The organism is Martelella sp. HB161492 (assembly GCF_013184775.1).
Classification (GTDB): domain Bacteria; phylum Pseudomonadota; class Alphaproteobacteria; order Rhizobiales; family Rhizobiaceae; genus Martelella.
The window spans coordinates 275,946-297,535 of sequence record NZ_JAATVV010000007.1; the positions used below are offsets into that span (position 1 = coordinate 275,946).

22 protein-coding genes are annotated in these 21,590 nt (G+C 61.6%); 7 read left to right on the forward strand and 15 right to left on the reverse strand.

The window, feature by feature from the left end; genetic code table 11:
• Positions 1-278 precede the first annotated feature (278 nt).
• A complete protein-coding gene (locus HCK86_RS13905; protein WP_176085075.1) occupies positions 279-1,037 on the forward strand; it encodes a siderophore-interacting protein in 759 nt (252 codons plus the stop codon).
• 33 nt (positions 1,038-1,070) lie between these two features.
• Here HCK86_RS13905 and HCK86_RS13910 read toward each other — a convergent pair whose 3' ends face one another.
• From HCK86_RS13910 to fabG, 7 genes are all read right to left on the reverse strand, one after another.
• Positions 1,071-1,952 (reverse strand): SIR2 family protein, encoded by an 882-nt coding sequence (locus HCK86_RS13910; RefSeq protein ID WP_176085076.1) that lies wholly within the window; start codon positions 1,950-1,952, stop codon positions 1,071-1,073.
• A 30-nt stretch (positions 1,953-1,982) separates the two neighbouring features.
• The gene (gene nifT / locus HCK86_RS13915; protein WP_176085077.1) at positions 1,983-2,195 is read right to left on the reverse strand and encodes a putative nitrogen fixation protein NifT; all 213 of its coding nucleotides are present in this window, start codon (positions 2,193-2,195) and stop codon (positions 1,983-1,985) included.
• Positions 2,192-2,524 (reverse strand): nitrogen fixation protein NifZ, encoded by a 333-nt coding sequence (locus HCK86_RS13920; protein ID WP_176085078.1) that lies wholly within the window; start codon positions 2,522-2,524, stop codon positions 2,192-2,194. Before HCK86_RS13920 ends, nifT begins: the two co-directional genes overlap by 4 nt.
• A 5-nt stretch (positions 2,525-2,529) precedes the next feature.
• Positions 2,530-3,303, reverse strand: a complete 774-nt coding sequence (locus HCK86_RS13925) for a 4Fe4S-binding leucine-rich repeat protein (RefSeq protein ID WP_176085079.1) — start codon at positions 3,301-3,303, stop codon at positions 2,530-2,532.
• 30 nt (positions 3,304-3,333) lie between these two features.
• Positions 3,334-3,537 carry a 4Fe-4S dicluster domain-containing protein gene (locus tag HCK86_RS13930; RefSeq protein WP_176085080.1) on the reverse strand — a complete coding sequence of 68 codons (204 nt, stop codon included), beginning with the start codon at positions 3,535-3,537 and terminating at the stop codon, positions 3,334-3,336.
• Between the two features lie 88 nt (positions 3,538-3,625).
• The gene (gene nifB / locus HCK86_RS13935; RefSeq protein ID WP_176085081.1) at positions 3,626-5,104 is read right to left on the reverse strand and encodes a nitrogenase cofactor biosynthesis protein NifB; all 1,479 of its coding nucleotides are present in this window, start codon (positions 5,102-5,104) and stop codon (positions 3,626-3,628) included.
• A gap of 475 nt (positions 5,105-5,579) precedes the next feature.
• Positions 5,580-6,344 carry a 3-oxoacyl-ACP reductase FabG gene (fabG, locus tag HCK86_RS13940; RefSeq protein WP_176085082.1) on the reverse strand — a complete coding sequence of 255 codons (765 nt, stop codon included), beginning with the start codon at positions 6,342-6,344 and terminating at the stop codon, positions 5,580-5,582.
• A gap of 305 nt (positions 6,345-6,649) precedes the next feature.
• Here fabG and HCK86_RS13945 point away from each other — a divergent pair, with 305 nt between their 5' ends.
• The 6 genes from HCK86_RS13945 to HCK86_RS13970 all read left to right on the forward strand — a co-directional run bounded on the left by HCK86_RS13945 (position 6,650) and on the right by HCK86_RS13970 (position 12,287).
• Positions 6,650-7,789 (forward strand): PotD/PotF family extracellular solute-binding protein, encoded by a 1,140-nt coding sequence (locus HCK86_RS13945; protein ID WP_176085083.1) that lies wholly within the window; start codon positions 6,650-6,652, stop codon positions 7,787-7,789.
• Between the two features lie 127 nt (positions 7,790-7,916).
• Positions 7,917-9,023: an ABC transporter ATP-binding protein gene (locus tag HCK86_RS13950; RefSeq protein WP_246739603.1), complete on the forward strand. Its 1,107-nt coding sequence runs from the start codon at positions 7,917-7,919 to the stop codon at positions 9,021-9,023.
• Position 9,024: 1 nt separating this feature from the next.
• Positions 9,025-9,927, forward strand: a complete 903-nt coding sequence (locus HCK86_RS13955; RefSeq protein ID WP_246739604.1) for an ABC transporter permease — start codon at positions 9,025-9,027, stop codon at positions 9,925-9,927.
• Positions 9,928-9,932: 5 nt separating this feature from the next.
• Entirely contained in the window at positions 9,933-10,745 is an 813-nt protein-coding gene (locus tag HCK86_RS13960) for an ABC transporter permease (protein ID WP_176085084.1), read from the forward strand.
• Positions 10,745-11,437, forward strand: coding sequence for an isochorismatase family cysteine hydrolase (locus HCK86_RS13965; RefSeq protein ID WP_176085085.1), 693 nt, complete (start codon positions 10,745-10,747; stop codon positions 11,435-11,437). Before HCK86_RS13960 ends, HCK86_RS13965 begins: the two co-directional genes overlap by 1 nt.
• An 85-nt stretch (positions 11,438-11,522) precedes the next feature.
• Complete coding sequence (locus tag HCK86_RS13970; protein WP_176085086.1) at positions 11,523-12,287, forward strand: DeoR/GlpR family DNA-binding transcription regulator; 765 nt, start codon at positions 11,523-11,525, stop codon at positions 12,285-12,287.
• On the opposite strand, the gene HCK86_RS13975 is transcribed toward HCK86_RS13970, so the two are convergent.
• From HCK86_RS13975 to HCK86_RS14010, 8 genes are all read right to left on the reverse strand, one after another.
• A complete protein-coding gene (locus tag HCK86_RS13975) occupies positions 12,284-12,853 on the reverse strand; it encodes a UbiX family flavin prenyltransferase (protein WP_176085087.1) in 570 nt (189 codons plus the stop codon). The two genes, HCK86_RS13970 and HCK86_RS13975, sit on opposite strands and share 4 nt — an antisense overlap.
• A 97-nt stretch (positions 12,854-12,950) precedes the next feature.
• On the reverse strand, positions 12,951-14,135 hold the full coding sequence (locus HCK86_RS13980) for a PQQ-dependent sugar dehydrogenase (protein ID WP_176085088.1): 1,185 nt from the start codon (positions 14,133-14,135) through the stop codon (positions 12,951-12,953).
• 149 nt (positions 14,136-14,284) lie between these two features.
• Entirely contained in the window at positions 14,285-15,334 is a 1,050-nt protein-coding gene (locus tag HCK86_RS13985) for a biotin/lipoate A/B protein ligase family protein (protein ID WP_176085089.1), read from the reverse strand.
• Positions 15,335-15,387: 53 nt separating this feature from the next.
• Complete coding sequence (locus tag HCK86_RS13990) at positions 15,388-16,674, reverse strand: amidohydrolase family protein (protein ID WP_176085090.1); 1,287 nt, start codon at positions 16,672-16,674, stop codon at positions 15,388-15,390.
• A gap of 21 nt (positions 16,675-16,695) precedes the next feature.
• On the reverse strand, positions 16,696-17,640 hold the full coding sequence (locus HCK86_RS13995) for an ABC transporter permease (protein WP_141148077.1): 945 nt from the start codon (positions 17,638-17,640) through the stop codon (positions 16,696-16,698).
• Entirely contained in the window at positions 17,637-18,686 is a 1,050-nt protein-coding gene (locus HCK86_RS14000) for an ABC transporter permease (protein ID WP_176085091.1), read from the reverse strand. Before HCK86_RS14000 ends, HCK86_RS13995 begins: the two co-directional genes overlap by 4 nt.
• Complete coding sequence (locus HCK86_RS14005; RefSeq protein ID WP_176085092.1) at positions 18,676-20,190, reverse strand: ABC transporter ATP-binding protein; 1,515 nt, start codon at positions 20,188-20,190, stop codon at positions 18,676-18,678. Before HCK86_RS14005 ends, HCK86_RS14000 begins: the two co-directional genes overlap by 11 nt.
• A complete protein-coding gene (locus HCK86_RS14010) occupies positions 20,187-21,584 on the reverse strand; it encodes an amidase (protein ID WP_176085093.1) in 1,398 nt (465 codons plus the stop codon). Before HCK86_RS14010 ends, HCK86_RS14005 begins: the two co-directional genes overlap by 4 nt.
• Positions 21,585-21,590: the final 6 nt, after the last annotated feature.

Sequence of the window (21,590 nt, forward strand, 5' to 3'; positions counted from 1 at the left end):
CCCCTCGTTCACGCCCGAAGCCCTGTCTCGCAGATCCATCGCCCTCAGCGCCAGGTCGAAATATAGGTAACGTAAGATGCCCGCAAATAGCAAGTTGCCCGCGATGAACACTACCACCACGCCGGGCATAAACGGACTATTTATGCTGTATCAGGCTCAAATTACATACTTTTAACGGAACCGAACAGCTTGATTGTCTTAATCGGATGATTATAGTCAAGTTTTGGCATTGCGGTTTCCGGCGCCGCCCCTTTCCGCCAAACAAAACAGAGGACGTCATGAACGAAACAACAATCGCAAACAGTCCCGTTATTGAGCGTGTGCGCCACGAACTGAAACGCCGCAAGCTGACCGTGGTGTCGCGCGAGCAGATTTCCCCATCCATGCTGCGCCTGGTCTTTTCAAGCGATGATCTTGCCGATTTCACCTCATCGGCACCCGACGATCACATCAAGATCTTCATCGATACCGGCGCGGATAAGCCGGAAATGCGCGACTACACGCCGCGCAGCTATGACAATGAAGCGCGCCGCCTCACCATTGATTTCGCCCTGCACGAGGCCGGTCCGGTGACCGCATGGGCAATCGGTGCCAGGATTGGCGATGAGCTGGACATTGGCGGACCGCGCGGATCAGCGGTCCTGAAGGGTCCCAAGCGCTTCATCCTGATCGGCGATGAGACCGCATTGCCGGCAATCGGGCGCCGTATCGAAGAGGCTGCGGATGGCACCAGCATCATCAGCCTCGTCGCCGTGGCAGATGAAAAGGACCGGCAGAGCTTTGGCACGAAAGCCGCTCTTGACGATCACTGGCTGGTGCGCCCCGAAGCGGCATCAACCGATCCATCGGTCTTCATCACCGCCTTGCGCGATCTTCCCCTGACTGCAGAAACCTTTGTCTGGATTGCTGCCGAAGCTGCCGTTGCCCGGGCCATCCGAAACTATCTGGTCGAGGAACGTGGCCATCCGCTGACCTGGCTGAAGGCCTCCGGCTACTGGACCAAGGGCAAAGCCGACGGTGCCGACAAGGCCATCTGACCCCGTGAGGCCCGCCGGACTGGCGATGCGGCGCTACGCCGCCGCGAGCCAGCGCCGGGTGATTGCTTCCGCCGGCAGTGCGATGACGGCAATACCGTTCTGGGCCAGAAAGCGGCGTTCATTGCGCGTCAGCGTATCGGGATTCATCACCGCATAATGCGGTCCCGCCGAGCGCTTCATGATCTGGCGGGCATAGGTTCTGAGCATCTGATCGTCAAAGCGGCAGCCGAGGAACAGAAAACCCCGCTCGGTGCGCAGACGCCTGATCGCATCGGGGATCGGGGTCTGAATGTCGATTTCGGTCAGCACCTCGACATAATCACTGTCAGCCACCAGAAAATTGCCCGCCGGCGCGCGGCTGCCATGGGGTTCGTAGAGCACGGTCGTGGCAAAACTGTCCGGCTCCAGCGCGTCTCCGGCAAGATCATAGGCCTTGGTCCAGATATCGCGATGTTCCAGCGCCCGGGTCACGCCCTGAAGATTGACCACACCGTCAGCTCCGGCGGCGATCAGCGCTTCGCGCATGGTGCCGTCATACCAGCTGTCGATGATCAGCGGCAGTCTGAGGCTGGCGAGATAGCCATGCAGTGCCGTCGGCGTGGTTGTTGCCGCAAAGATCTCCGACATCCATGCGGCCAGCGTCTTGCGATGGCGGCGCTGCTCGATATATTGCGCCACCGACCACATATTGGTGCGGATGCGCGAGGGCACGGGCTGACGTGTGCAAAGCGCTGCCGCCACCGCTTCCGGTGCAGCCGGAACCGCAGCTGTTGCGCCGTCGAACGTCAGCAGGCCGGGGCCAAGATAGGGGATCACCGCACCGGTCATCAGCCTTTCGCGCAGCGTATCGGCGCATTCCTCCGCAGCAGCCCCTTCGGCCACAAGCACGATTTCCTGGTTCACATTCATGTTCATGGCCTCTCTCCTTGGTTTCCAGCGCCGCTGTCAGTCGTCTTCACCGAGTTTGCGGGCATTGACCGTCACCGGCAGACGGGTATCGCCCGGCATTTCGGGCAGTTCGAAGCGCCAGCCATTTTTCAGCGTGACGATCCCACCCCAGAGCGCCGCGCTTGTCGCTTCGACAATCGGTTCCTCCAGATCCTTCTTGGCCAGATAGGCGGAATAACCGCTGTCGATCTTGCGGATCATGACTTTCATGCGCTTTCGCTCCCTCGCTGGAGGCTGTTGACGCCGCGCGCGGCACGCACGGATTTTTGCGGATGATCGAGGCTTTTCAGCTCGCGCGCGCGCATGCCGACAAGCGTGCCACGTTCAACCCATTCGACCGAATAGATGTAGAATTGCTGCAGGAAGGTGCCGATATCGCGGACATAACCGGTATCGCCCTTCCGGACGAGATTTTCGCCGATATCCTTGCCGGGATAGGTCCCGTCATTCTTCACATGCCGCGTCGCCTCGACCTTTTCGCCGGGGAGAAACAGCGGCCTTGTGCGGATTTCGACCGCTTCCTCACGACCAAGTCCCATTTGCCTCACTCCTTGTTCAAAAGATCCTCAAGCCTCAGCCTGGCGCATTCGGCAACCGCCTCATCCTCATCATCCGCCAGCGGCTGAAGCGCCTCCGGCACGATCCGCGCGGCAACGGCAAAGCGCACGCGAAAATCGGCATCGTTCAGCATCAGATGCAGCCGTTCCGGTGCCATGCGCCGCGCCACCTCGATACGCACCAGCGGCTCGGCATCCCGCATCAGGCCCGGCAGATGCTCCGGCCTGATCCGGCGGGCCACCTCGCGGCGGATCTCCGGGTCGTTGTCGGCGAGCATCAGCAGCAGCAGATCGGGCGACGCGGACCGTGCCGCCGTGAGGCGCACCTGATAATCCTCGTCGAAGAGCATCGGCCGCAACGCCTCACCGGAAAGCCTGCGGGCCAGCGCAATCCTGACCCGGCGGTCCGGATCATTGCGCAACGGCAATATGCGTGCCTCCGGCAGCCGGGCCGACGCTGCCGCCCGAACATCGGCTTCAGGATCCGACAGCAGCGTGACCAGCCGGAAGGGCGTGGCATAGCGGGCCGCTATCGCCCGCACCTCGAAGAAGGGGTGATCGAGGTAACGATCCGCCATCTCCGGGTTGAGGCCGAAAAACCGGTCGATCCGGCGCGCGCGAATATCGCGCACGCAGGCCTTTTCCAGATCGCAACGCCCCGAGATCCGGTTTTCCTCATGCGGACAATCGCCGCAGGATACCGGATTGCCGAGCCAGTCGATGGCCCCTTCGGCGGTTATGTCGAAGAATGGTTCGTTCATCTCCGGCTCCGCTCGGCCCCATTGCCCGTGTCAGGCTGCAGGGGCAGGAACACAGGTATTCGGCACCGGGCAGACTGAAGCGCATTGCTGGGTGTCGAAATAGCCGTCGCATTCGGTACATTTCTTGGCGTCGATCACATAGGTTTCGCCCTTGAACCTGATCGCGCCGGTCGGACATTCAAATTCGCAGGCCGAGCACTGGGTGCACTGGGAGGCGATGATTTTGAAAGCCATCTTCATTTCTCCTGTTCGATGATGGTTGATCTGCAAAGTCATGGGACAGGGGGGAGCCGGCGGCTGCTCCCTGTCCACCGGTCCGGCATCACGCCGATGCCGCAGCGAAACCGACACCGAAAACATCTCTGTAATAGGCGCCGATAGCTGTCTCGATATAGTCAAAGCCGTAAGTGTCGCTGGCCGTCAGCCCGGCTGCGGCAAGCTGATCGCGCGGGCAGTCGCCGATCTTGGCGCAGAGCACGGCATCAATGCCCTCAAGTGCTGCGATCACGCCATCCAGCGTCGCATCCTCACCGAAACCATCCAGGCAATATTGCTCGACCTTGCGGTGGCCGACGAAGGAAATGCCCTCCGGCGTCGCCTCATAGACCTGAAACTCCCGCGCATGGCCGAAATGCTCATTGATGCGGCCGCCGCCCTTGGTCGCAACCGCCAAGAGCAGCGTTCCGCCAGCCGTTTCCTCGATCGCGGCCTTCGCCTCCTGCTTGGCACGGGCGCGGTCATCGCGCTCTGCCGCGACCACTTCGCGATAGGTTTCGCGCCGCGCCGGATCATAGCTCACGGCCTCGGGGATCTGATCGAGGGTAAATTCCTGACCGCGATCCTCGCCCAGCAGACCGACGGCATCGGCCCGGCACTGGCGGCAATGGCGCATCAGCTTGGCACCGCCCGACAGCTTGTCCTGCAGCGCCTTCAGCTCCATGGCACGCGGGCCGCGCTGGCCGGTCAGCCCGTAATGCGTGCCATGGGCGGGATCGGAGATCAGCGGCATGACATTGTGAAGGAAGGCGCCGCGCGCCTTCACCCATTTGTTGACCTCGATGAGATGCTCGTCATTGACGCCAGGGATCATCACCGAATTGATCTTGGTGAGAATGCCGCGGGCGGTCAGCATTTCCAGCCCCATCATCTGCCGTTCATGCAGGATGGTTGCCGCCTCGATGCCGGTATAGCGCTTGTGGTTGTAGAAGATCCACGGATAGATCTTTGCGCCGATTTCCGGATCGACCATGTTGATGGTGATGGTCACATGGTCGACATTCATTTCGGCGAGCTCGTCAACATGCTCCGGCAGCGCCAGGCCATTGGTCGAGATGCAGAGCTTGATATCCGGGATTTCCTTCGACACGGCTTCGAAGGTTTGCCTCGTCTTGCGCCAGTCGTAGCAAGCATCGCCGGGACCAGCGATACCGAGTACAGAAAGCTGCGGCACCTCATTGGCGACCGTCACGACCTTTCTCAGGGCCTGATCGGGGGTCAGCTTTTCCGAGACCACACCCGGCCGGCTTTCGTTCGAACAGTCATATTTGCGATTGCAGTAGTTGCACTGGATGTTGCAGGCCGGCGCCACCGCCACATGCATGCGGGCGAAATAGTGATGCGCCTCTTCCGAATAGCAGGGATGATCCTTGATCCTCTCCCATACGGCTGGGTCCATATCTTCCGGCTTGTCCGACGAGCCGCAGGATGAGGACGAGCAGCCGCCCGATCCCGGTTTTTCGAGCATTTCCGCCATGGCGGAGGACGACGCAAGGCTTTCAAGCGAAATCATCGGGCTGGACATGGGGTCTTCTCTCTCCGGTTCATCAACATTCGAAGAGAACTGTGCAACGCCCGTGCCAGTCTATTTTATCGTTTTATTTCAATATGATATATTTTTCTCGTCGCTCTTTGTCGGAAAATCCCGAGCCAATTGTCGGGTCCGCGACATCCCTGTCCGCCCGTTTGTCGCACCCATTGACGACGGACAAACAAAAGCCGCCGCGATCAGCGGCGGCTCAGATTGCGGACAAAGTCATTCAACTTGTCTGTTTGGGGTGGAATAGCCATCGCCTCCGTCGTCATCCCCGTGCTTGTCACGGGGATCCATACTCTTAAGGATTTGAATAAGCAGAGTCTTTCGCCGCGCGGACGCGCGTCGGCTGGATGCCTGTGGACCAAGCACGGGCATGACGTTAGAGAAGGGGCTAAGCTTTGTCAGCAATCTGGGCCGCCGCGATCAGCGGCACCTTTTGGGATCGCGATCGTGAAGCCTCCGGTCAGTTCAGCGCTTCGAGCGATTCCGGCAGGATCTGGCCGCCATCGACAACGATCTGCTGCCCGGTGATATAGCCGGCTTCCTCAGAGGCGAAGAACAGCGCCGCATTGGCAATATCGGTGACCGTGCCGAGCCGCTTCAGCGGGATCGAGGCCTCCATCGTGGCGATATAGTCCTCGCCCATGCCGTCGAGACCTTCCGTGGCGATATTGCCGGGCATGACCGCATTGACGGTAATGCCTTTGGCCGCCAGCTCGATCGCAGCCGTGCGCATGAAGCCGAGCTGGCCGGCCTTGCTGGCACCGTAATGCGACCAGCCGGGAAAGCCGGTGATCGGCCCGGTGATTGACGAGGTGATGACGATGCGGCCGCCGCCTGCCTTGGTCATGGCCGGCAGAACCGCAGTGACCGAAAGAAAGGTGCTTTTCAGATTGGTTGAAATCACATGATCGAAATCGGCAGCCGTCATCTCGCCGAGCCGCGCGGCCGGGAAGATGCCGGCATTGGCGCAGAGCACATCGATCGCGCCATAGCGCTCAACGGCAGCTGCAGCCATCGCATCGCAGCCCTCGCCCGTCGACACATCTGCAGCAAAGCCCGAGGCATTGGCACCGATCTCGGCGGCCACCTTTTCCGCATCCGCCAGATTGCGCGACACCACCAGCACATTCAGGCCCGCCTCGCCGAAACGTCTGGCAATGCCCTTGCCGATACCGCGGCTGGCGCCGGTCACAATCACCGTCTTGCCCTGTAGTGACTTCAACATTTCTCGTTCCTCTCTGTGTTTCTGTTGTGTTGTTTCTGTTGCACCCGCAACGACGCTGCACATCTCAACGCCATCATCCGCTTGCTTTTTCGGCGACGTGCACAAAAGAAATGCACAATTATTCCCGTTATTTAACTGACCCCGCCCGCGGCTGCGGCAGCAAAGCCGAAAAACCGGTGACCGCGCAACCCTCAGGCATGCAATGCAACATGACATCGAAAAAAAATGTTGTAAACAACACATTATTGCGACACACTTCCCACATCAAAGTTGAACATGCCAACAAGGCAGATTGGGGAACCGCGATGCAGAATTTTTCCAGACGCAATGTCCTGCAACTGATGGGCGCAGCCGCTATGGCCGGTCCGCTGATGAAGGCAGGAAAGGCTTTCGCCGCACGTGAGAACGAACTCAACATCCTGTGCTGGGAGGGTTACAACTCCGCTCAGGTGCTTGATCCGTTCCGCAAGGACCACAGCGCCAATGTTCACGCAGAAAGCCTGACCAACGACCCGACCATGATCAACCGCCTGCGCGCGGGCGAGACCAATATCTGGGACCTGATCAACGTCAACAATCCCTGGGCCCGCAAGATCATGTATCCGGCCGGCCTGATCAAACCGCTGCCGAAGGATGAGTTCGAACCCTTCTTCGACAAGATGCTGCCCCAGTTCAAGCCGCCTTACAAATGGGCGATGAGCGAGGATGGCGCCGAACTTCTCGGCATGGCCCAGCGCTTCGGACCCTATTCCTTCGTCGTCAACACCGATGTCATTTCCCGCGCCACGGCGGAAGAACAGGGCTGGGACCTGTTCAATGATCCGAAGCTTGAGGGCCGCTACGGCATTCTCGAATCCGATGACTGGAACGTCTTCGACATCTTCCTGATCGCCGGCATCAACCCCTTCATCGAGCATTCCGATGATGACATGAAAAAGTTCGAGGAAACCGCGCTGCGCATCTTCAAGGGCGCGAAGCTGGTCGGCGATATCGCCGCCATGAACCAGGCGCTGATTTCCGGCGAAATCGACCTGCAGCTGACCGGCGGCACCTATTCGGTCTCGCCCGCCCGTGCCGATGGCTTCGCCAATCTGCGCGCCGTGACCCCGCTCAAGGGGCCGATCGACGGCAAGGGCGGCGTTGCCTGGATTGAAATCACCTCCACGGTCAACAATCCCCAGCTCTCGCCGCTGGCGACCGACTTCCTCAAATATGTCCAGGACCCGGAAGTGGCCCACACGGTCGCCTTTGCCGAAGGCACCTTCAACCCGGTCGCCCAGATGGGCAATCCGGACTGCTTCAAGCTGTTCACCAAGGATGAGCTCGACGCCATCCAGTATGACAGCCTGGAAGAGGAGATGGACCGCTGCGCCGAATATGACATCGTGCCCGATTACGACAAGGCGCTCGATATCATGACCTCGGCCAAGCGCCAGGGCGGCTGATCGCCCTTTCGCCTGCCCCGTGCGGGAGCCGGAAAACCGGCTCCCTTTCCATGCGCCGCCAGCCAACCCGGCATGCGGCTTGCGTGACAATTTCCGATAACATTCAAAAATTTCTTCGAAAGCGAGCATGACCATGGATGCTGCGTTGACCGCCGACCCCTCCAAGACCACGGCAAAGCCGATCCTTCAGCTCGTCAACTTGAGAAAGACGTTCGGTGATTTCGCCGCCGTCGACGGTATCAGCGTCGATATCCGCGAAGGCGAATTCGTCACCATCGTCGGCCCGTCCGGCTCGGGCAAGACCACGCTTCTGCGCATGCTGGCAGGGCTTGAAGGCCCGTCGGAAGGCTATATCTCGCTGCGCGGCGAGCTGATGAATGATGTCCCCTCCAACAAGCGGCCGACCTGCCTGGTGTTCCAGTCCCTGGCGCTGTTCCCGCACAAGACGGTGGGCGACAATATTGAATTTCCGCTGAAGGTGAAGAAGGTGCCGGCCGGCGAGCGCAAGGCCCGGGCGCTCGAACTTCTCAACATGGTGCGCCTGCCGGAAAGCTATTACGGCAAGAATGTCATGCGCTGCTCGGGCGGTGAGCGCCAGCGCGTCGCGCTGGCCCGCGCCTTTGCCTATGATCCGGACGTCCTGTTCTTCGATGAACCGCTTTCCGCGCTCGATTACAAATTGAAAAAGATCCTCGAAAAGGAGTTGAAGGACCTGCATCGCGAAAGCGGCAAGACCTTCGTCTACATCACCCATTCGCTGGAAGAAGCCATGGTGATGTCAGACCGGATCGGCGTCATGCGCGCCGGCAAGATCGTCCAGATCGGCTCGCCGGAAGAGATCTATGCCCGCCCCGCCGACCGCTTCGTTGCCGAATTCTTCGGCGAGGTGAACAGCTTTGCCATCGCCCGCGACGGCTATGGCAAATGGATGTCGGACGGTCTTGCCAAACCGGTTGCCATCACCGCCGGCAAGGAGCCGGCAAGCGGCACCGCCACGGTGATTGTCCGGCCCGAAAACATGCGTTTCATCGCCGATGGGACCGGCGCCGATAACACCTTTGCCGCCACCATTTTCAATGAATATGCGCTCGGCTCGCGTATCCAGTATCAGCTGCGGGCGGGAAAACGCACGTTTCTGGTCGAGCTGCCGCGCGGCGCGGCCACAACGCCCGATGCTGACGGCAAGGTGCTGATCGGCTGGGATGCCAGCGACGCCATCGTGGTGGAGGGCTGAGATGACGGCGCTCCCGATGGAAAAATCAACATCAGCGGCGCCGAAGGAGAAGGGGCTCACCCTTTCCGCCGGCATCGCCTCGGCCAGCCCGGTGGTGATCCTGCTGATCCTGGGTTTTCTGGCACCACTGATCACGGTGGCAGCCTATGCCTTTGCGACACCGAAAAGCTTTGACGTTTTCACCAGCTTCACCTTCGCGAATTTCGCCGAGATCTTCTCGGCCGACAATACGGTCTGGCTCTCCTTCGGCTGGTCCCTGCTCTTTGCCGTGATCACCGTGGGCCTGCTGCTGGTGGTCGCCTATCCGATCGCCTATGGCCTCAACCATGTTTTCGGCAAATGGGCCGGCTTTGTTAGCGTGCTCTTCGTCTTTCCGCTGTTCGTCTCGGAAAATGTGCGGCTTTACGGCTGGGTGCTGTTCTTCATCAAGAACGGCGTTCTTGATGGCGCATTGAAATGGATGGGGCTCGGCGGTGCGCCGGAAGTGCTCTATTCGCCGCCGATCATCCTGTTCGGCATGGTCTATGTCTACCTGCCCTTCATGCTGTTTCCGATGGTGCTCGGCCTTGCCATGGTGCCGAAGGATCTGGTGGACGCCGCACGCGATCTCGGCGCCGGACGGCTGATGATCTGGCGTGAGATCGAGCTGCCGCTCGCCATGCCCGGCATCCTCATCGGCGTGCTTCTGACCTTCGTGCTGGCGGCCGGTGCGCTGACGGAATCAAAAATCCTCGGCGGCCAGTCGATCATCACCATCGCCCAGGATATCGAAGTGGCCTTCACCTATGCCCAGAACTGGCCGCTCGGCTCCGCACTGGCACTGATCCTCGTTGTCATCGTCAGCGGCCTGTCGCTCCTTATCCTGTCGAAACTCGATCTCGACCGCATTCTCGGGAGGCGTTGAGAACCATGGAAAAACCATCCCCCTCACGCTTTTTCATTCGGGCCTGGACCGCCTTCGTGGTGCTGTTCATCTATATGCCGATTTTCTGCGGCGCCCTGTCGGGCCTGTCGAAGAGCCGCTACTTCATCTTCCCGGTGAAGAAATGGTCCTTCGAATGGTGGCAGAAGACATTCGATTCCTTCGAGATCCATCAGCTGCTCAACAATTCGCTGCTGATCGCCTTCATCGTCACCATCATCTCCGTTGTCATCGGCTTTTTCGGCGCGCTCGCCTTTGCCCGCTATGACTGGAAGGGCCGCCGGCTCTACCAGAAGCTCCTGCTCCTGCCGGTCTTCTTTCCCCAGCCGGTGCTGGGTCTGGCGCTGCTGCTCTGGTTCAACGCGCTCGGCATCAATCCGAGCTGGCAGACGGCCGTGGTTGCGCATCTGGTCTGGATCGTGCCGGTCGTCACGCTGGTGATCGCCATTCAGGTCTATGGCTTCGACCCGACGCTGGAAGAGGCCGCCCGCGATCTCGGCGCCGACAATATCACCATCCTGAAAGAGGTGACGCTGCCGATCCTGTGGCCCGGCATCTGGTCCGGTGCGCTGTTTGCCTTTCTTCTGTCCTGGGGCAATTTCCCGCTGTCGCTCTATACGACCGGCGTCGACTCGACGATCCCGAAATGGCTCTATGCCAAGATGGTCGCCGGCTACACGCCGATGGTGACAGCCCTCGGCACGATGAGTACGCTCGCCGCCGCTGCCGTTCTGCTGCTTGCAGGCTTCTTTGCCCTTATGGCAGCCAAGGCCCGTGAACGCGGCAGGGAGAGCATCTGATGAGCTGGAAAACCAAATGGCGGTCCTTCTACTATCAGGGCGCGCCGGAACCGGCCGATCCGGCCCTGGAAAAGGGCAAGGTGGCGCTGCTGATCATCGACGTGCAGAACACCTATCTCAAACGCCCCGATCCCGACACGCTCACGGATGCGGAACTGGCGCGCTACCATGCATGGACACCGTTTCATGACCGCATGCATGAAACCGTCATTCCCAACAGCCAGAAACTGCTGCAAGCCTTCCGCGCCCGCGGCCTCGACGTGCTCTATGCCCGCATTGCCGCACTCAGAACCGATGGCCGCGACCGGTCGCTGTCGCAGAAAAAGCCCGGCTGGAACGATCTGCTTCTGCCGAAGGACGAATGGGACAGCCAGATCATCGACGCGCTTGCCCCGGAAAAGGACGAGATCGTCGTCACCAAGACCACGGACAGCGCGCTCACCGGGACCAATCTGCGCCTCGTGCTCGGCAATCTCGGCATCACCCATGTGGTCTGCGCCGGCATCTTCACCGATCAGTGCGTCGCCTCCACCGTGCGCAGCCTCGCCGATGAAAGCTTCGACGTGATCATTGCCGAAGATGCCTGCGCGGCGGGCAGCACCGAACTGCATGAGCGCGAGATCGAGATCATGAACATGATCTATGCCAGCGTCATGTCATCAGACGAGCTGATCGCCTATCTGCCGGAATGAGCAGCCATTCTTGCCCAAAGACGTTGAACCTGCAACAAGAGCGGTTCGAACTCACACATTGCGACGACGGAGGCCGGGGGAGCGTATGAAACTGTCCAAATCGGAACGCCAGGCACAGATCCTGACCGAGCTCAATGGCACAGCGAGCCTGCGCGTTGCCGAACTCGCCCGCCGTATGGACGTTTCAACAGAAACCATCCGCCGCGACCTCGACGAGATGACCGAACAGGGGCTCTTGAACCGCACCTATGGCGGTGCCACCCGTTCGCTTTCAAGCGAGCCCGCCGTTTCGGAGCGCCACACCCTGTTCATCTCAGAGCGAGAGCGCATCGCCAAGGCGACCATCCCGCTGATCCGCGATGCCCGGATCCTGATGATCGGCTCCGGCTCCACCACCGTTCACGTCGCCCGCCGCATTGCGGTGGAGATGCGCGATATCACCGTTCTGACCCATGCTTTCGGCGTTGCAACGGTGCTTTCGATGAACCCGACCATCAAGGTGCTGATGCTGCCCGGCGACTATCACGCCGATGAAGGGGCGACCGTCGGCGTTCACACCGTCTCGTTCCTCAACGACTATTTTGCCGATGCCGCGATTCTCGGCGCCTCCGGCCTTGCCGAGGACGGGCCGACCGACGCGCTGATCGAATGTGCCTCGGTTTATTCCGCCATGGTGCTGCGTTCCTCGCGCACCATCGTCACCGCTGACCATTCCAAGCATGGGCGGATTTTCCCGGCCCGCTATTCCAGCTGGAAGAAACTCGATCAGCTGGTCACCGACATGGCACCGGCCGGGAGCCTCGCCCGTGCGCTGACCCAGCACAATATCGATGTGACGATCGCGGATTAATCCTCAAGCCCGTTCCAGCGGGCGACATCACTGTCGATACCGAACAGATCCAGCATCCGGCCGCAGGTCTGGCGCACCATGGCGTCGAGACTGTCAGGCGCTGCGTAAAAGGCAGGGACAGGCGGGGCGATCACCGCGCCGATTTCGGCGAGCTGTGTCAGCATGCGAAGATGGCCGAGATGCAGCGGGGTCTCGCGCACCATCAGCACCAGGCGGCGCTTTTCCTTCAGCACGACATCGCCGGCGCGGGTCAGAAGGCTGGAGGTCACGCCGGTCGCCATCTCCGATGCGGAGCGGATCGAACAGGGGGCGACCACCATGCCCAGCGTTTTGAAGGAGCCGCTGGCAATCGCCGCCCCGACATCATCTGACGGATAGATCCGGTCGCAACGGTCCGCAAGATCGGCAGGATCAAGCCCGGTCTCATGGCGCAGCGTCCGGACAGCGGCATTGGAGACAACCAGATGGGTCTCAACGCCGGCCTGCCGCGCCATATCCAAGATGGTCAGGCCGTAGACAGCACCGGATGCCCCCGAAATGCCGATGATGAGGCGCCTTTTCTCCATGCCGCGTTCCCTGTTGCCGGCCCTGTTGCCGGTTCGTCTCCGACAGGATTAGCGGCAATGCCGCTCGCAGGCCTTGCGCTGGCGCAAGCCGGAGGCGTTACGGCGTCAGCTGTATCATTGCGCCACCGGCACCATCACTCAGCACCATCACCGTGCCATCGCGGGCCACATCGACATCGCGGATCCGCGCCATGCCCTGAAGGTAGCGGGCCTCCCCCGTCACCCGGTCACCGTCCAGCGTGAGGCGCACCAGCGCCTGGCCTGCCAGCCCGCCAATCAGCACCGAGCCCCGCCAGTCCGGAAACACATCACCGTCATAAAAGGCCATGCCGCTCGGCGCGATCACCGGGTCCCAGTAATAGACCGGCTGTTCCATGCCGTTCTGCTGCGTCAGACCCTCGCCGATCGGCTGGCCATTGTAATTGATGCCATAGGTGATCACCGGCCAGCCATAATTCCTGCCCGCCTCCGGATGGTTGAGCTCATCACCGCCGCGCGGCCCATGCTCGACGGTCCAGAGCCTGCCATTAGGCCCGAGCGCTGCCGACTGGAGATTGCGATGGCCATAGGACCAGATCTCCGGCCGGCCGCCCGGCATTGCCGGATTACCGGGGGCGGCACCGCCATCAGGCGCGATCCGGATCACCTTGCCAAGATCAGTTGAAATATCCTGGGCCAGCTGGCGCGGCGCTGCCAGCGAGCGCTCGCCCGTTGTCACGAACAGCATGCCGTCACGATCGAAAACGAGACGTGAACCGAAATGGGCCGATGAATTCCAGGCCGGTTGCTGGCGGAAGATCACCGCAACATTTTCCATTGCCGTGTCATCGGCCGATAGCGTGCCGGTGGCAACGGCGGTGGCATTCCTGCCGCCCGCGCGCGGTTCGGCATAGGACCACCAGACCCGGCGGGTCGCATCGAAATCATCGCGCACCACGACATCGAGCAGCCCGCCCTGCCCGCCATAGGCAACGGCAGGCATGCCGGAAACCGGTCTAGAGACCGCGCCGTCGATGCCGACAATAACAAGATTGCCGGGCCGCTCCGTCACCAGATAGCGCCCGTCCGGCAGCTGATCCATGCCCCAAGGGCTGTTGAGTCCTTTGGCAATGACCTTGCGGTTCAGTGCAACGCCCTGATCAAGAACCGGGGCACGGGTCTGCCCGGCAAAGGCCGGATGCTGATCCGGCGCATTCGGCGGGGCAGCGTTGAAATCCTTGGCCGACGCACAGCCGGTGGCCAATACCAGGACGGTAAAGACGGTGGTGATCCCAGGTTTCATCCGCATCTTCCTCCCGTTGACGCCCAAAGGCGCATCACGCCCGAAAAAGCGGGCCATGATCTCAAACTGGGAAGCAGCGGGCGAAGTTCCAGTGCTGCCGGCAGAAAAGCCTTATCGGCCGGCAGCATGAATGGCTGAAGCGAGCCGGCTCACGGAATATGGTTGAGCCACTCATCGGAGGAGAACTTGCCGGCGGCGAGCTGTTCCGCCGCCGCGATCTCCGCTTCTGTCAGCGCGCTTTTCCTGCCGCCATTCAGGCCGATGAAGGTATCGGTCATCGATTTCAGGATCGCCTCGCGCGGCAGGCCGGTCTGCGTCTTCAGCGGATCGACACGCTTGGCAGCACTCGCCGTGCCCTTGTCGGACAGTTTCTCGCGGCCGATGCGCAGCACCTTGGTCATCTTGGCGGCATCCATGTCATAGGCCATGGTGACATGATGCAGCACCGTGCCGTTGGAGAAGCGCTTCTGCGCTGCGCCGCCGATCTTGCCCTCGGGCGAGGCGATATCATTGAGCGGCTTGTAAAAGGCCGCGATACCGACCTCATTCAGCGCTTTCAGCACCCATTGGTCGAGAAAGGCGTAGGAATCGGCAAAGCTCATATCCGCAACCAGCTCGGCCGGCGCATAAAGCGAATAGGTGATGATCGAGCCGGGTTCGACAAACATCGCCCCTCCGCCGGTCACACGGCGCACGACCTCGACGCCGTATTCGCGGCAGGCCTCCATATCGACCTCATTCTTCAGCGACTGGAACGAGCCGATGATGATGGCGGGCCGTTCCCATTCCCAGAAGCGCAGCGTCGGCGCACGCCGGCCCGCACCGACCTCGGCCGCCAGCACCTCTTCGAGCGCCATATGCATGGTCGGCGCGAAGGGCTGCCCATCGAGGATCTCCCATTCATAATCGCGCCAGGTCTTGGCAACGCCAAGCGCTCGCCTGACCGCAATGGCAATCGCCTCGACCGAAAAGCCGATCAGCGCCGCATCGGCGCGGATCCCGGCATTGAGGGCTGCAACAATCGTCTCCACCGAGGCCGCCGCCGGCAGACCGTTCAGGCTGTTGCAGATATCGGTGAGCGCCTCGGCCGGTTCGAGAAAGAAATCGCCGGCGATCTGCACATCGGCAAGCTTGCCGTCGCGGACCTCAAGATCGCAAACCACCAGCTTGCCGCCGTGAACCTTATATTCTCCGTGCATGGCTTTCCTCATCCATTCCTGTTTCGGCGGTTTTCCGCTTCTTCAACCAAATCTTATCGCGCCGTCGGATTTCTGCCCGGATCAAGACGATCCGGCCGGCCATCAAGCGCCAGTGTCGCAATCTTCGGCGCAGTCGACGAAATCACCCGGCCGCGCTTCAGAACGAACAGCCGCGCCGGTTTCAGCCGCAATGCCTCCAGCACGTCTTCAGCCTGCAGCACCACCAGATCGGCGGGATGACCAACCGCAAGGCCATAGGCCTCAAGCCCCAGGGCCTTGGCTGAATTCACCGTGACCGCCTCATAGATCTTCTGCTTGTCCTCAACGCCGGACATCTGCGCCACATGCACCGCCATATGGGCGACCTCGAGCATGTCGCCGGAACCCATCGAATACCACGGGTCCATCACGCAGTCATGGCCGAAGGAGACATTGATACCAGCCGCCATCAGTTCACGCACCCGCGTCAGCCCGCGCCGCTTCGGGAACGTATCGTGGCGACCCTGCAGCATGATATTGATCAGCGGATTGGGAATGGCGTTGATCTTCGCCTCGGCCATCAGCGGGATCAGCTTGGAGACGTAGTAATTGTCCATCGAATGCATTGACGTCAGATGCGAACCGGCAACCCGGCCCTGCAACCCGAAGCGGATCGTCTCGGCCGCCAGCGTTTCGATATGCCGCGACATCGGGTCATCCGTTTCATCGCAATGCATATCGACCGGCAGGCCGCGTTCGGCCGCAATCCGGCAGAGCGCTTCGACCGAGCGGGCGCCTTCGGCCATGGTCCGCTCGAAATGCGGAATGCCGCCGACCACGTCAATACCCATATCCAGCGCCCGTTCCAGCGATTTGACCCCGTCCTTCGCCCGGTAATAGCCATCCTGCGGGAAGGCGACCAATTGCAGGTCGATATAGGGTTTGACCCGGTCCTTCACCTCCAGCATCGCCTCGGCGGTGACAAGGCGCGGATCGGACGTATCGACATGGCTGCGGATGAACAACAGCCCCTGCGACACGGCAAGATCACAATAGGCCAGTGCCCGTTCGATCAGCGCTTCCTTTGTCAGCATCGGCCGGAGCTCGCCCCAAAGCGCAATACCTTCTAGAAGCGTGCCGGAGACATTCATGCGCGGCAGGCCAAGAGACAGCGTCGCATCCATGTGGAAATGCGGATCAACGAAGGGCGGGCTCACCATCCGGCCACTCGCGTCGATCACCTGACGCGCTTGCGCCGTAATCCCCGGCTCGATCGCGCCAATAAGACCATCGGCGATGGCAATATCCACACCCTTCCGGCCATCGGGCAGGTTGGCATTCTTGATGATGAGATCAAACATGGCGGAACTCCTTGGCAAAAATCAGCGTTCGCCGCGCCGGTAGGGCTGCATCAGCGCCTGCGGCACACGGGCGCGTCGCGCCATGACGGCAAGGGCAGCAATGGACAGGATATAGGGGATCATCAGGAACAGCTGATAGGGCACAACGCCGCTGAGCACGGTTTGCAGCCTGAGCTGGAAACCATCGAAAAAGGCAAACAGTAGCGCCCCGAACAATGCCCGCTCCGGCTTCCATGAGGCAAAGACGACGAGGGCGATACAGATCCAGCCGCGCCCCTGCACCATGGTCGGGAAGAAGGAGTTGAAGGCCGAGGTGGTGAGAAATGCGCCGCCGACGGCCATCAGCGCGCTGCCGGCGGTGATCGCGGCATAGCGCACCAGCATCGGGTTCAGCCCCTGGGCTTCGGCCGCATGCGGGTTTTCGCCCGTCATGCGGATCGCAAGGCCCGCCGGCGTACGCGCCAGGAACCAGGCCAGCACCAGCGCCAGCACAATCGCGAGATAAGTGGGCGCGGTCTGGGTGAAGAAGGCCGGACCGATGAAGGGCAGGTCTGACAATCCGGGAATATTGATCGGCTGAAACGGCTCGATCGTCGGCGGCGTGCCGGAAACCGGCACCAGAAGACGGAAGAGATAATAGGAAAAGCTCGAGGCAAACAGCGTCACGCCAAGGCCGGACACATGCTGCGACAGGCCAAGCGTGACGGTAAGCGCGGCATGCAAAAGACCGAAGACGGCGCCCGCCAGCGCTGCGATCAGAAGCCCGGTCCAAAGATCCGCGCCATTATAGACCGCCAGCCAGCCGATCATGGCGCCGAAGGTCATGATGCCCTCAATGCCGAGATTGAGAACACCGGAGCGTTCCGACAGCAACGCCCCAAGCGTGCCGAGGATCAGCGGTGTAGCGATGCGCAGAACGGCTGCCCAGAGCCCGGCGGAAGCGAGAATATCGACAAGCGCGTTCATCGGCGGATCCTGTATTGGGCAAAGAAGACGGCGACCAGCATCGACAGCAGTGACAGCGCCACGGTGACGTCGGCAATATAAGTTGGAATACCGAGTGCGCGGCTCATGCCATCCGCGCCAACAAACATGGTGGCGGTGAAGAGCGCGGCCAGGACAACCCCCAGCGGATTGAGGTTGGCGAGCATGGCAACGACGATGCCGGAATAGCCGAAGCCCGGCGACAGGTCCGTCGTCACATAGCCCTTGACGCCCAGCACCTCGACGGCACCGGCAAGCCCCGCAAGCCCGCCGGAAATCATCGCCACGACCACCAGCGTGCGCGCCAGCGGCACACCGGCAAAGACCGCCCCTTTCGGGTTCAGCCCGGCGGCCCGCGAGCGCAGGCCGAAAACCGTGCGCGACTGGACGAAATGCACGATGATCGCCAGCACCACCGCAATCACCAGACCGAAATGCAGCCTGGAGCGCGCCAGCAGCTTCGGCAGGCGGGCGATCTTGTCGACAGCTTCCGACTGCGGCCAGCCAAAGGCCAGCGGATCCTTCAGCACACCATCAATCAGCATCGAGACAAACAGGATGGCGACGAAATTCAACAGCAGCGTCGTCACCACTTCATCGACGGAAAAGCGCAGGCGCAGCCAGAGCGGGATCAGCAGCAGCACCATGCCGGCAATGGCACCAGCAATGAGCAGGATCGGGATCTGCATGAGACCGGGAAGCCCCGAGGTCAGATGGGCACCAACGGCGGCAACGGCAATGGCACCAAGATAGAACTGCCCCTCCGCACCGATATTCCAGAGCCGCGCGCGAAAGGCGACAGCGGCGGCAAGCCCGGTCAGGATCAGCGGTGTGGCACGCGTCAGCGTTTCGGAAATCGACAGTCTGGAGCCGAAAGCGCCGACCAGAATTTTCCAGTAGGCCTCGAAAACCGGCGCTCCGGCCGCAGCAATCAGGACCCCGGAAATGGCAAGCGCCACGACAACAGCGATCAGCGGCGTCGCAATGGTCAGCATGAGCGAGCGGTGTTCGCGCCGTTCAAACCGCATGGTTCGTCTCCTCAAAGGCACCGGCCATCATCAGGCCGAGCCTGGTCTTGTCGGCGTCTTCTGCCATGACGGGCGGCGACAGCCGGCCGCCGACAATCGCCTGAATGCGATCGGCAAGCCCCATGACTTCATCCAGATCTTCCGAAATCAGCAGCACGGCCGTGCCGGCCTTTCTGGCGGCGAGAATGCGCTCGTGAACAGCGGCAACGGCACCTTCATCCAGCCCCCGCGCCGGCTGCGCGGCCAGCAGGATCTTCGGATTTTCAATCAGATTGCGGCCGAGAATAAGCTTTTGCATATTGCCGCCCGACAAAAGCCGGGTGCGGCTCGCCGGCGTTCCGCCACGCACATCGAAACCGTCAATGATCTGGCGGGCGAAAGCGATGCCGGCCTTGCGGTCGACAAAACCGTGGCTCTGATAATCCTCGATCCGCTCCAGCACCGCATTCTCCCAGATCGCCATTTCGCCGATCGCGCCTTCGCCATTGCGATCCTCCGGCACGCGGCCAATGCCGAGCCGGATGGCATCGGCGACGGTGAGATCGCCGACGGCCTCGCCAAACAGCATCAGATCGCCCGTGGCACGCTTCGCGGTCCCACTCAGAAGCCGCGCCAGATGCGCCTGACCATTGCCGGAAACACCGATAATACCAAGCACTTCACCGGCATGAAGACGGAAGCTGACCTGTTTCAGCCGGTCGACACCGGCCTCGCGCAGCGTGATCCCCGCCGCTTCCAGCACCACCGGCCCGGGCGTTGACGCCTCACGCACCGGACGCTTGACCGCATGGCCGACCATCAGTTCGGCAAGTTCGGCCTTCGACGTATCGCCGACGGCACGCTCTGCGACATGCCGGCCGCCGCGCAGGACCACGATCCGGTCGGCCGTCGCCATGACCTCATCGAGCTTGTGGGAGATGAAAATCAGCGACAGGCCTTTTGCCGCCATATCCTTCAGCGTCGAAAACAGTTTCTCCGCTTCCGGCTGGGTCAGCACCGCCGTCGGTTCGTCCAGCACCAGAATTTCGGCATCGTTGTAAAGCGCCTTGAGGATCTCGACACGCTGCTGCTCGCCGACCGAAAGATCACCCAGCCTGGCATCGGGATCAACGGCAAGGCCGAAACGGGCGGAGATCTCGGCGAGTTTCTGCCGTCCCGCCTTCACATTGGAAGACAGCCGCCACAGGCGTTCCGTGCCGGTCATGACATTTTCCAGCACGGTGAGATTGGGGGCGAGCGAGAAATGCTGATGCACCATGCCGATACCGGCGGCAATGGCAGCACGCGGCGAGCCGGGCGGCAATTCGCGGCCCTTGACCGTTACCGTGCCTTCATCCTGCACATAATGGCCGAAGAGAATGCTCATCAGCGTCGTCTTGCCGGCGCCGTTTTCACCCAGAAGCGCGACGATCTCACCCTTGGCAAGCGAAAGCGAGATCGCATCATTGGCGAGGTTATCACCGAAGCGCTTGCTGACATTGCTGATCTGAAGAACCGCCGTCATCGTCCAAATCCTGCTATTGCGAAGGGATGGTGCCAAAGGTCCTCGTTCTCAAGCGTCTGCGCAAGTCCGAGAAGTGGCAGCTCCGCGCCTGAAGGTGCCATCAATTGCAAGGGAAGCGGCAGGCCGTCATGATCAGCACCGACGGGCAGCGTCAGCGCGGCAAAGCCGGACATATTGGCAAGCGTCGCCAGCGGCGCGAAGGCGGCCATGCGGGCAAAATGGGCTGCCGTATCGCCATGATCGGCAGGAAAGGCACCGACCGGCCTTGGCGGACCGGAAAGCATCGGCGTTGCCAGCACATCGAAGCCGTCAAACAACGCCTGGCAATCCCGCGCGACGAAGGCGAGCCGATTGGTGATCTGCCAGACATCCGTGCCGGACATCGCCAGACCACGGGCGACAACCGCCTGTGTCAACGGCTCCAGTTTCGTGCAGTCGAGGCCGAAGCGCCGGACATTGGTGGCAAGATTGATGGCTGCAATATCGCCGAACAGCGCGGCGCATTCTTCCGCCAACGCCGAGACCCTGGCCCATTCCAGCGCGACAAGGCGGTGGCCTTTGCGTTCAAGACGGCGCGCCGCATCCAGCACCGCAGCGGCGCGTTCCGGCGTGGTCGGCGTTTGGTCTCCGGTCTCGGCCAGAACGCCGATTGACAGCATGCCTCCGGCCTTGCTCGGCTTCACCTCCGGGAAGGGTCCCTTCGCATCGCCGCTGAGCGTCTCAAAGGCAAGAGCCGCATCGCGCACCGAGCGGCAGACGGCAAGTTCGGAGGCAATGCCGCCGAGATAATTGCCATAACCGGGCCCGGCCGGCATGGCACCGCGACCGGGTTTGAGCCCGACCAGACCGCAGGCGGCGGCCGGAACGCGGATCGATCCGCCCGCATCGGTCGCATGGGCGATCGCGACAATGCCCGCAGCAACGGCTGCGGCCGAACCACCGGAGGAGCCGCCGGGCGAAAGCCCGGGATCGAGCGGGTTGCGGGCGCAGGGCCCGATCAGCGGTTCAGCGGCCAGCGACAGGCCGAATTCCGGCGAGGTGGCAAGGCCGAACATGCAAAAGCCCGCCGCGCGAAACCGGGCGGCGAGATCACTGTCCAGATCGGCATTGGGCGCCATGGCGCGTGAGCCGGCGCGAAGCGGAAACCCCCTGAAAGGGCCGCCGAGATCTTTGGCCACCAACGGCACGCCGCCAAACGGCATGCGGCGCTTCTCATCAACCGGAAGGCTGTCGAACTGCGCCGCCGCATCCAGCCCGGCCGTTTCATCGACCAGGCAGAGCGCACCGAGCGCAGACTGGGTTTTCGCCGCGGCAAGCGATTGTTCCATCGCCTGCCGCGCCGTCAATTCGCCTTTGCCGATGGCAGCGGCGAGCGCGGTCGCATCGGCCGTCATGACGTT

Coding starts and splice junctions, on each gene's coding strand:
- HCK86_RS13990 (WP_176085090.1), bottom strand. CDS start 16,674: ATGTTTGATCTCATCATCAAGAATGCCAACCTGCCCGATGGCCGGAAG.
- HCK86_RS13950 (WP_246739603.1), top strand. CDS start 7,917: ATGACCATGGATGCTGCGTTGACCGCCGACCCCTCCAAGACCACGGCA.
- nifB (WP_176085081.1), bottom strand. CDS start 5,104: ATGTCCAGCCCGATGATTTCGCTTGAAAGCCTTGCGTCGTCCTCCGCC.
- HCK86_RS14000 (WP_176085091.1), bottom strand. CDS start 18,686: ATGCGGTTTGAACGGCGCGAACACCGCTCGCTCATGCTGACCATTGCG.
- HCK86_RS13905 (WP_176085075.1), top strand. CDS start 279: ATGAACGAAACAACAATCGCAAACAGTCCCGTTATTGAGCGTGTGCGC.
- HCK86_RS13920 (WP_176085078.1), bottom strand. CDS start 2,524: ATGGGACTTGGTCGTGAGGAAGCGGTCGAAATCCGCACAAGGCCGCTG.
- HCK86_RS13910 (WP_176085076.1), bottom strand. CDS start 1,952: ATGAACATGAATGTGAACCAGGAAATCGTGCTTGTGGCCGAAGGGGCT.
- HCK86_RS14005 (WP_176085092.1), bottom strand. CDS start 20,190: ATGACGGCGGTTCTTCAGATCAGCAATGTCAGCAAGCGCTTCGGTGAT.
- HCK86_RS13975 (WP_176085087.1), bottom strand. CDS start 12,853: ATGGAGAAAAGGCGCCTCATCATCGGCATTTCGGGGGCATCCGGTGCT.
- HCK86_RS13965 (WP_176085085.1), top strand. CDS start 10,745: ATGAGCTGGAAAACCAAATGGCGGTCCTTCTACTATCAGGGCGCGCCG.
- HCK86_RS13980 (WP_176085088.1), bottom strand. CDS start 14,135: ATGAAACCTGGGATCACCACCGTCTTTACCGTCCTGGTATTGGCCACC.
- nifT (WP_176085077.1), bottom strand. CDS start 2,195: ATGAAAGTCATGATCCGCAAGATCGACAGCGGTTATTCCGCCTATCTG.
- HCK86_RS13960 (WP_176085084.1), top strand. CDS start 9,933: ATGGAAAAACCATCCCCCTCACGCTTTTTCATTCGGGCCTGGACCGCC.
- HCK86_RS14010 (WP_176085093.1), bottom strand. CDS start 21,584: ATGACGGCCGATGCGACCGCGCTCGCCGCTGCCATCGGCAAAGGCGAA.
- HCK86_RS13930 (WP_176085080.1), bottom strand. CDS start 3,537: ATGGCTTTCAAAATCATCGCCTCCCAGTGCACCCAGTGCTCGGCCTGC.
- HCK86_RS13995 (WP_141148077.1), bottom strand. CDS start 17,640: ATGAACGCGCTTGTCGATATTCTCGCTTCCGCCGGGCTCTGGGCAGCC.
- HCK86_RS13955 (WP_246739604.1), top strand. CDS start 9,025: ATGACGGCGCTCCCGATGGAAAAATCAACATCAGCGGCGCCGAAGGAG.
- HCK86_RS13985 (WP_176085089.1), bottom strand. CDS start 15,334: ATGCACGGAGAATATAAGGTTCACGGCGGCAAGCTGGTGGTTTGCGAT.
- HCK86_RS13970 (WP_176085086.1), top strand. CDS start 11,523: ATGAAACTGTCCAAATCGGAACGCCAGGCACAGATCCTGACCGAGCTC.
- fabG (WP_176085082.1), bottom strand. CDS start 6,344: ATGTTGAAGTCACTACAGGGCAAGACGGTGATTGTGACCGGCGCCAGC.
- HCK86_RS13925 (WP_176085079.1), bottom strand. CDS start 3,303: ATGAACGAACCATTCTTCGACATAACCGCCGAAGGGGCCATCGACTGG.
- HCK86_RS13945 (WP_176085083.1), top strand. CDS start 6,650: ATGCAGAATTTTTCCAGACGCAATGTCCTGCAACTGATGGGCGCAGCC.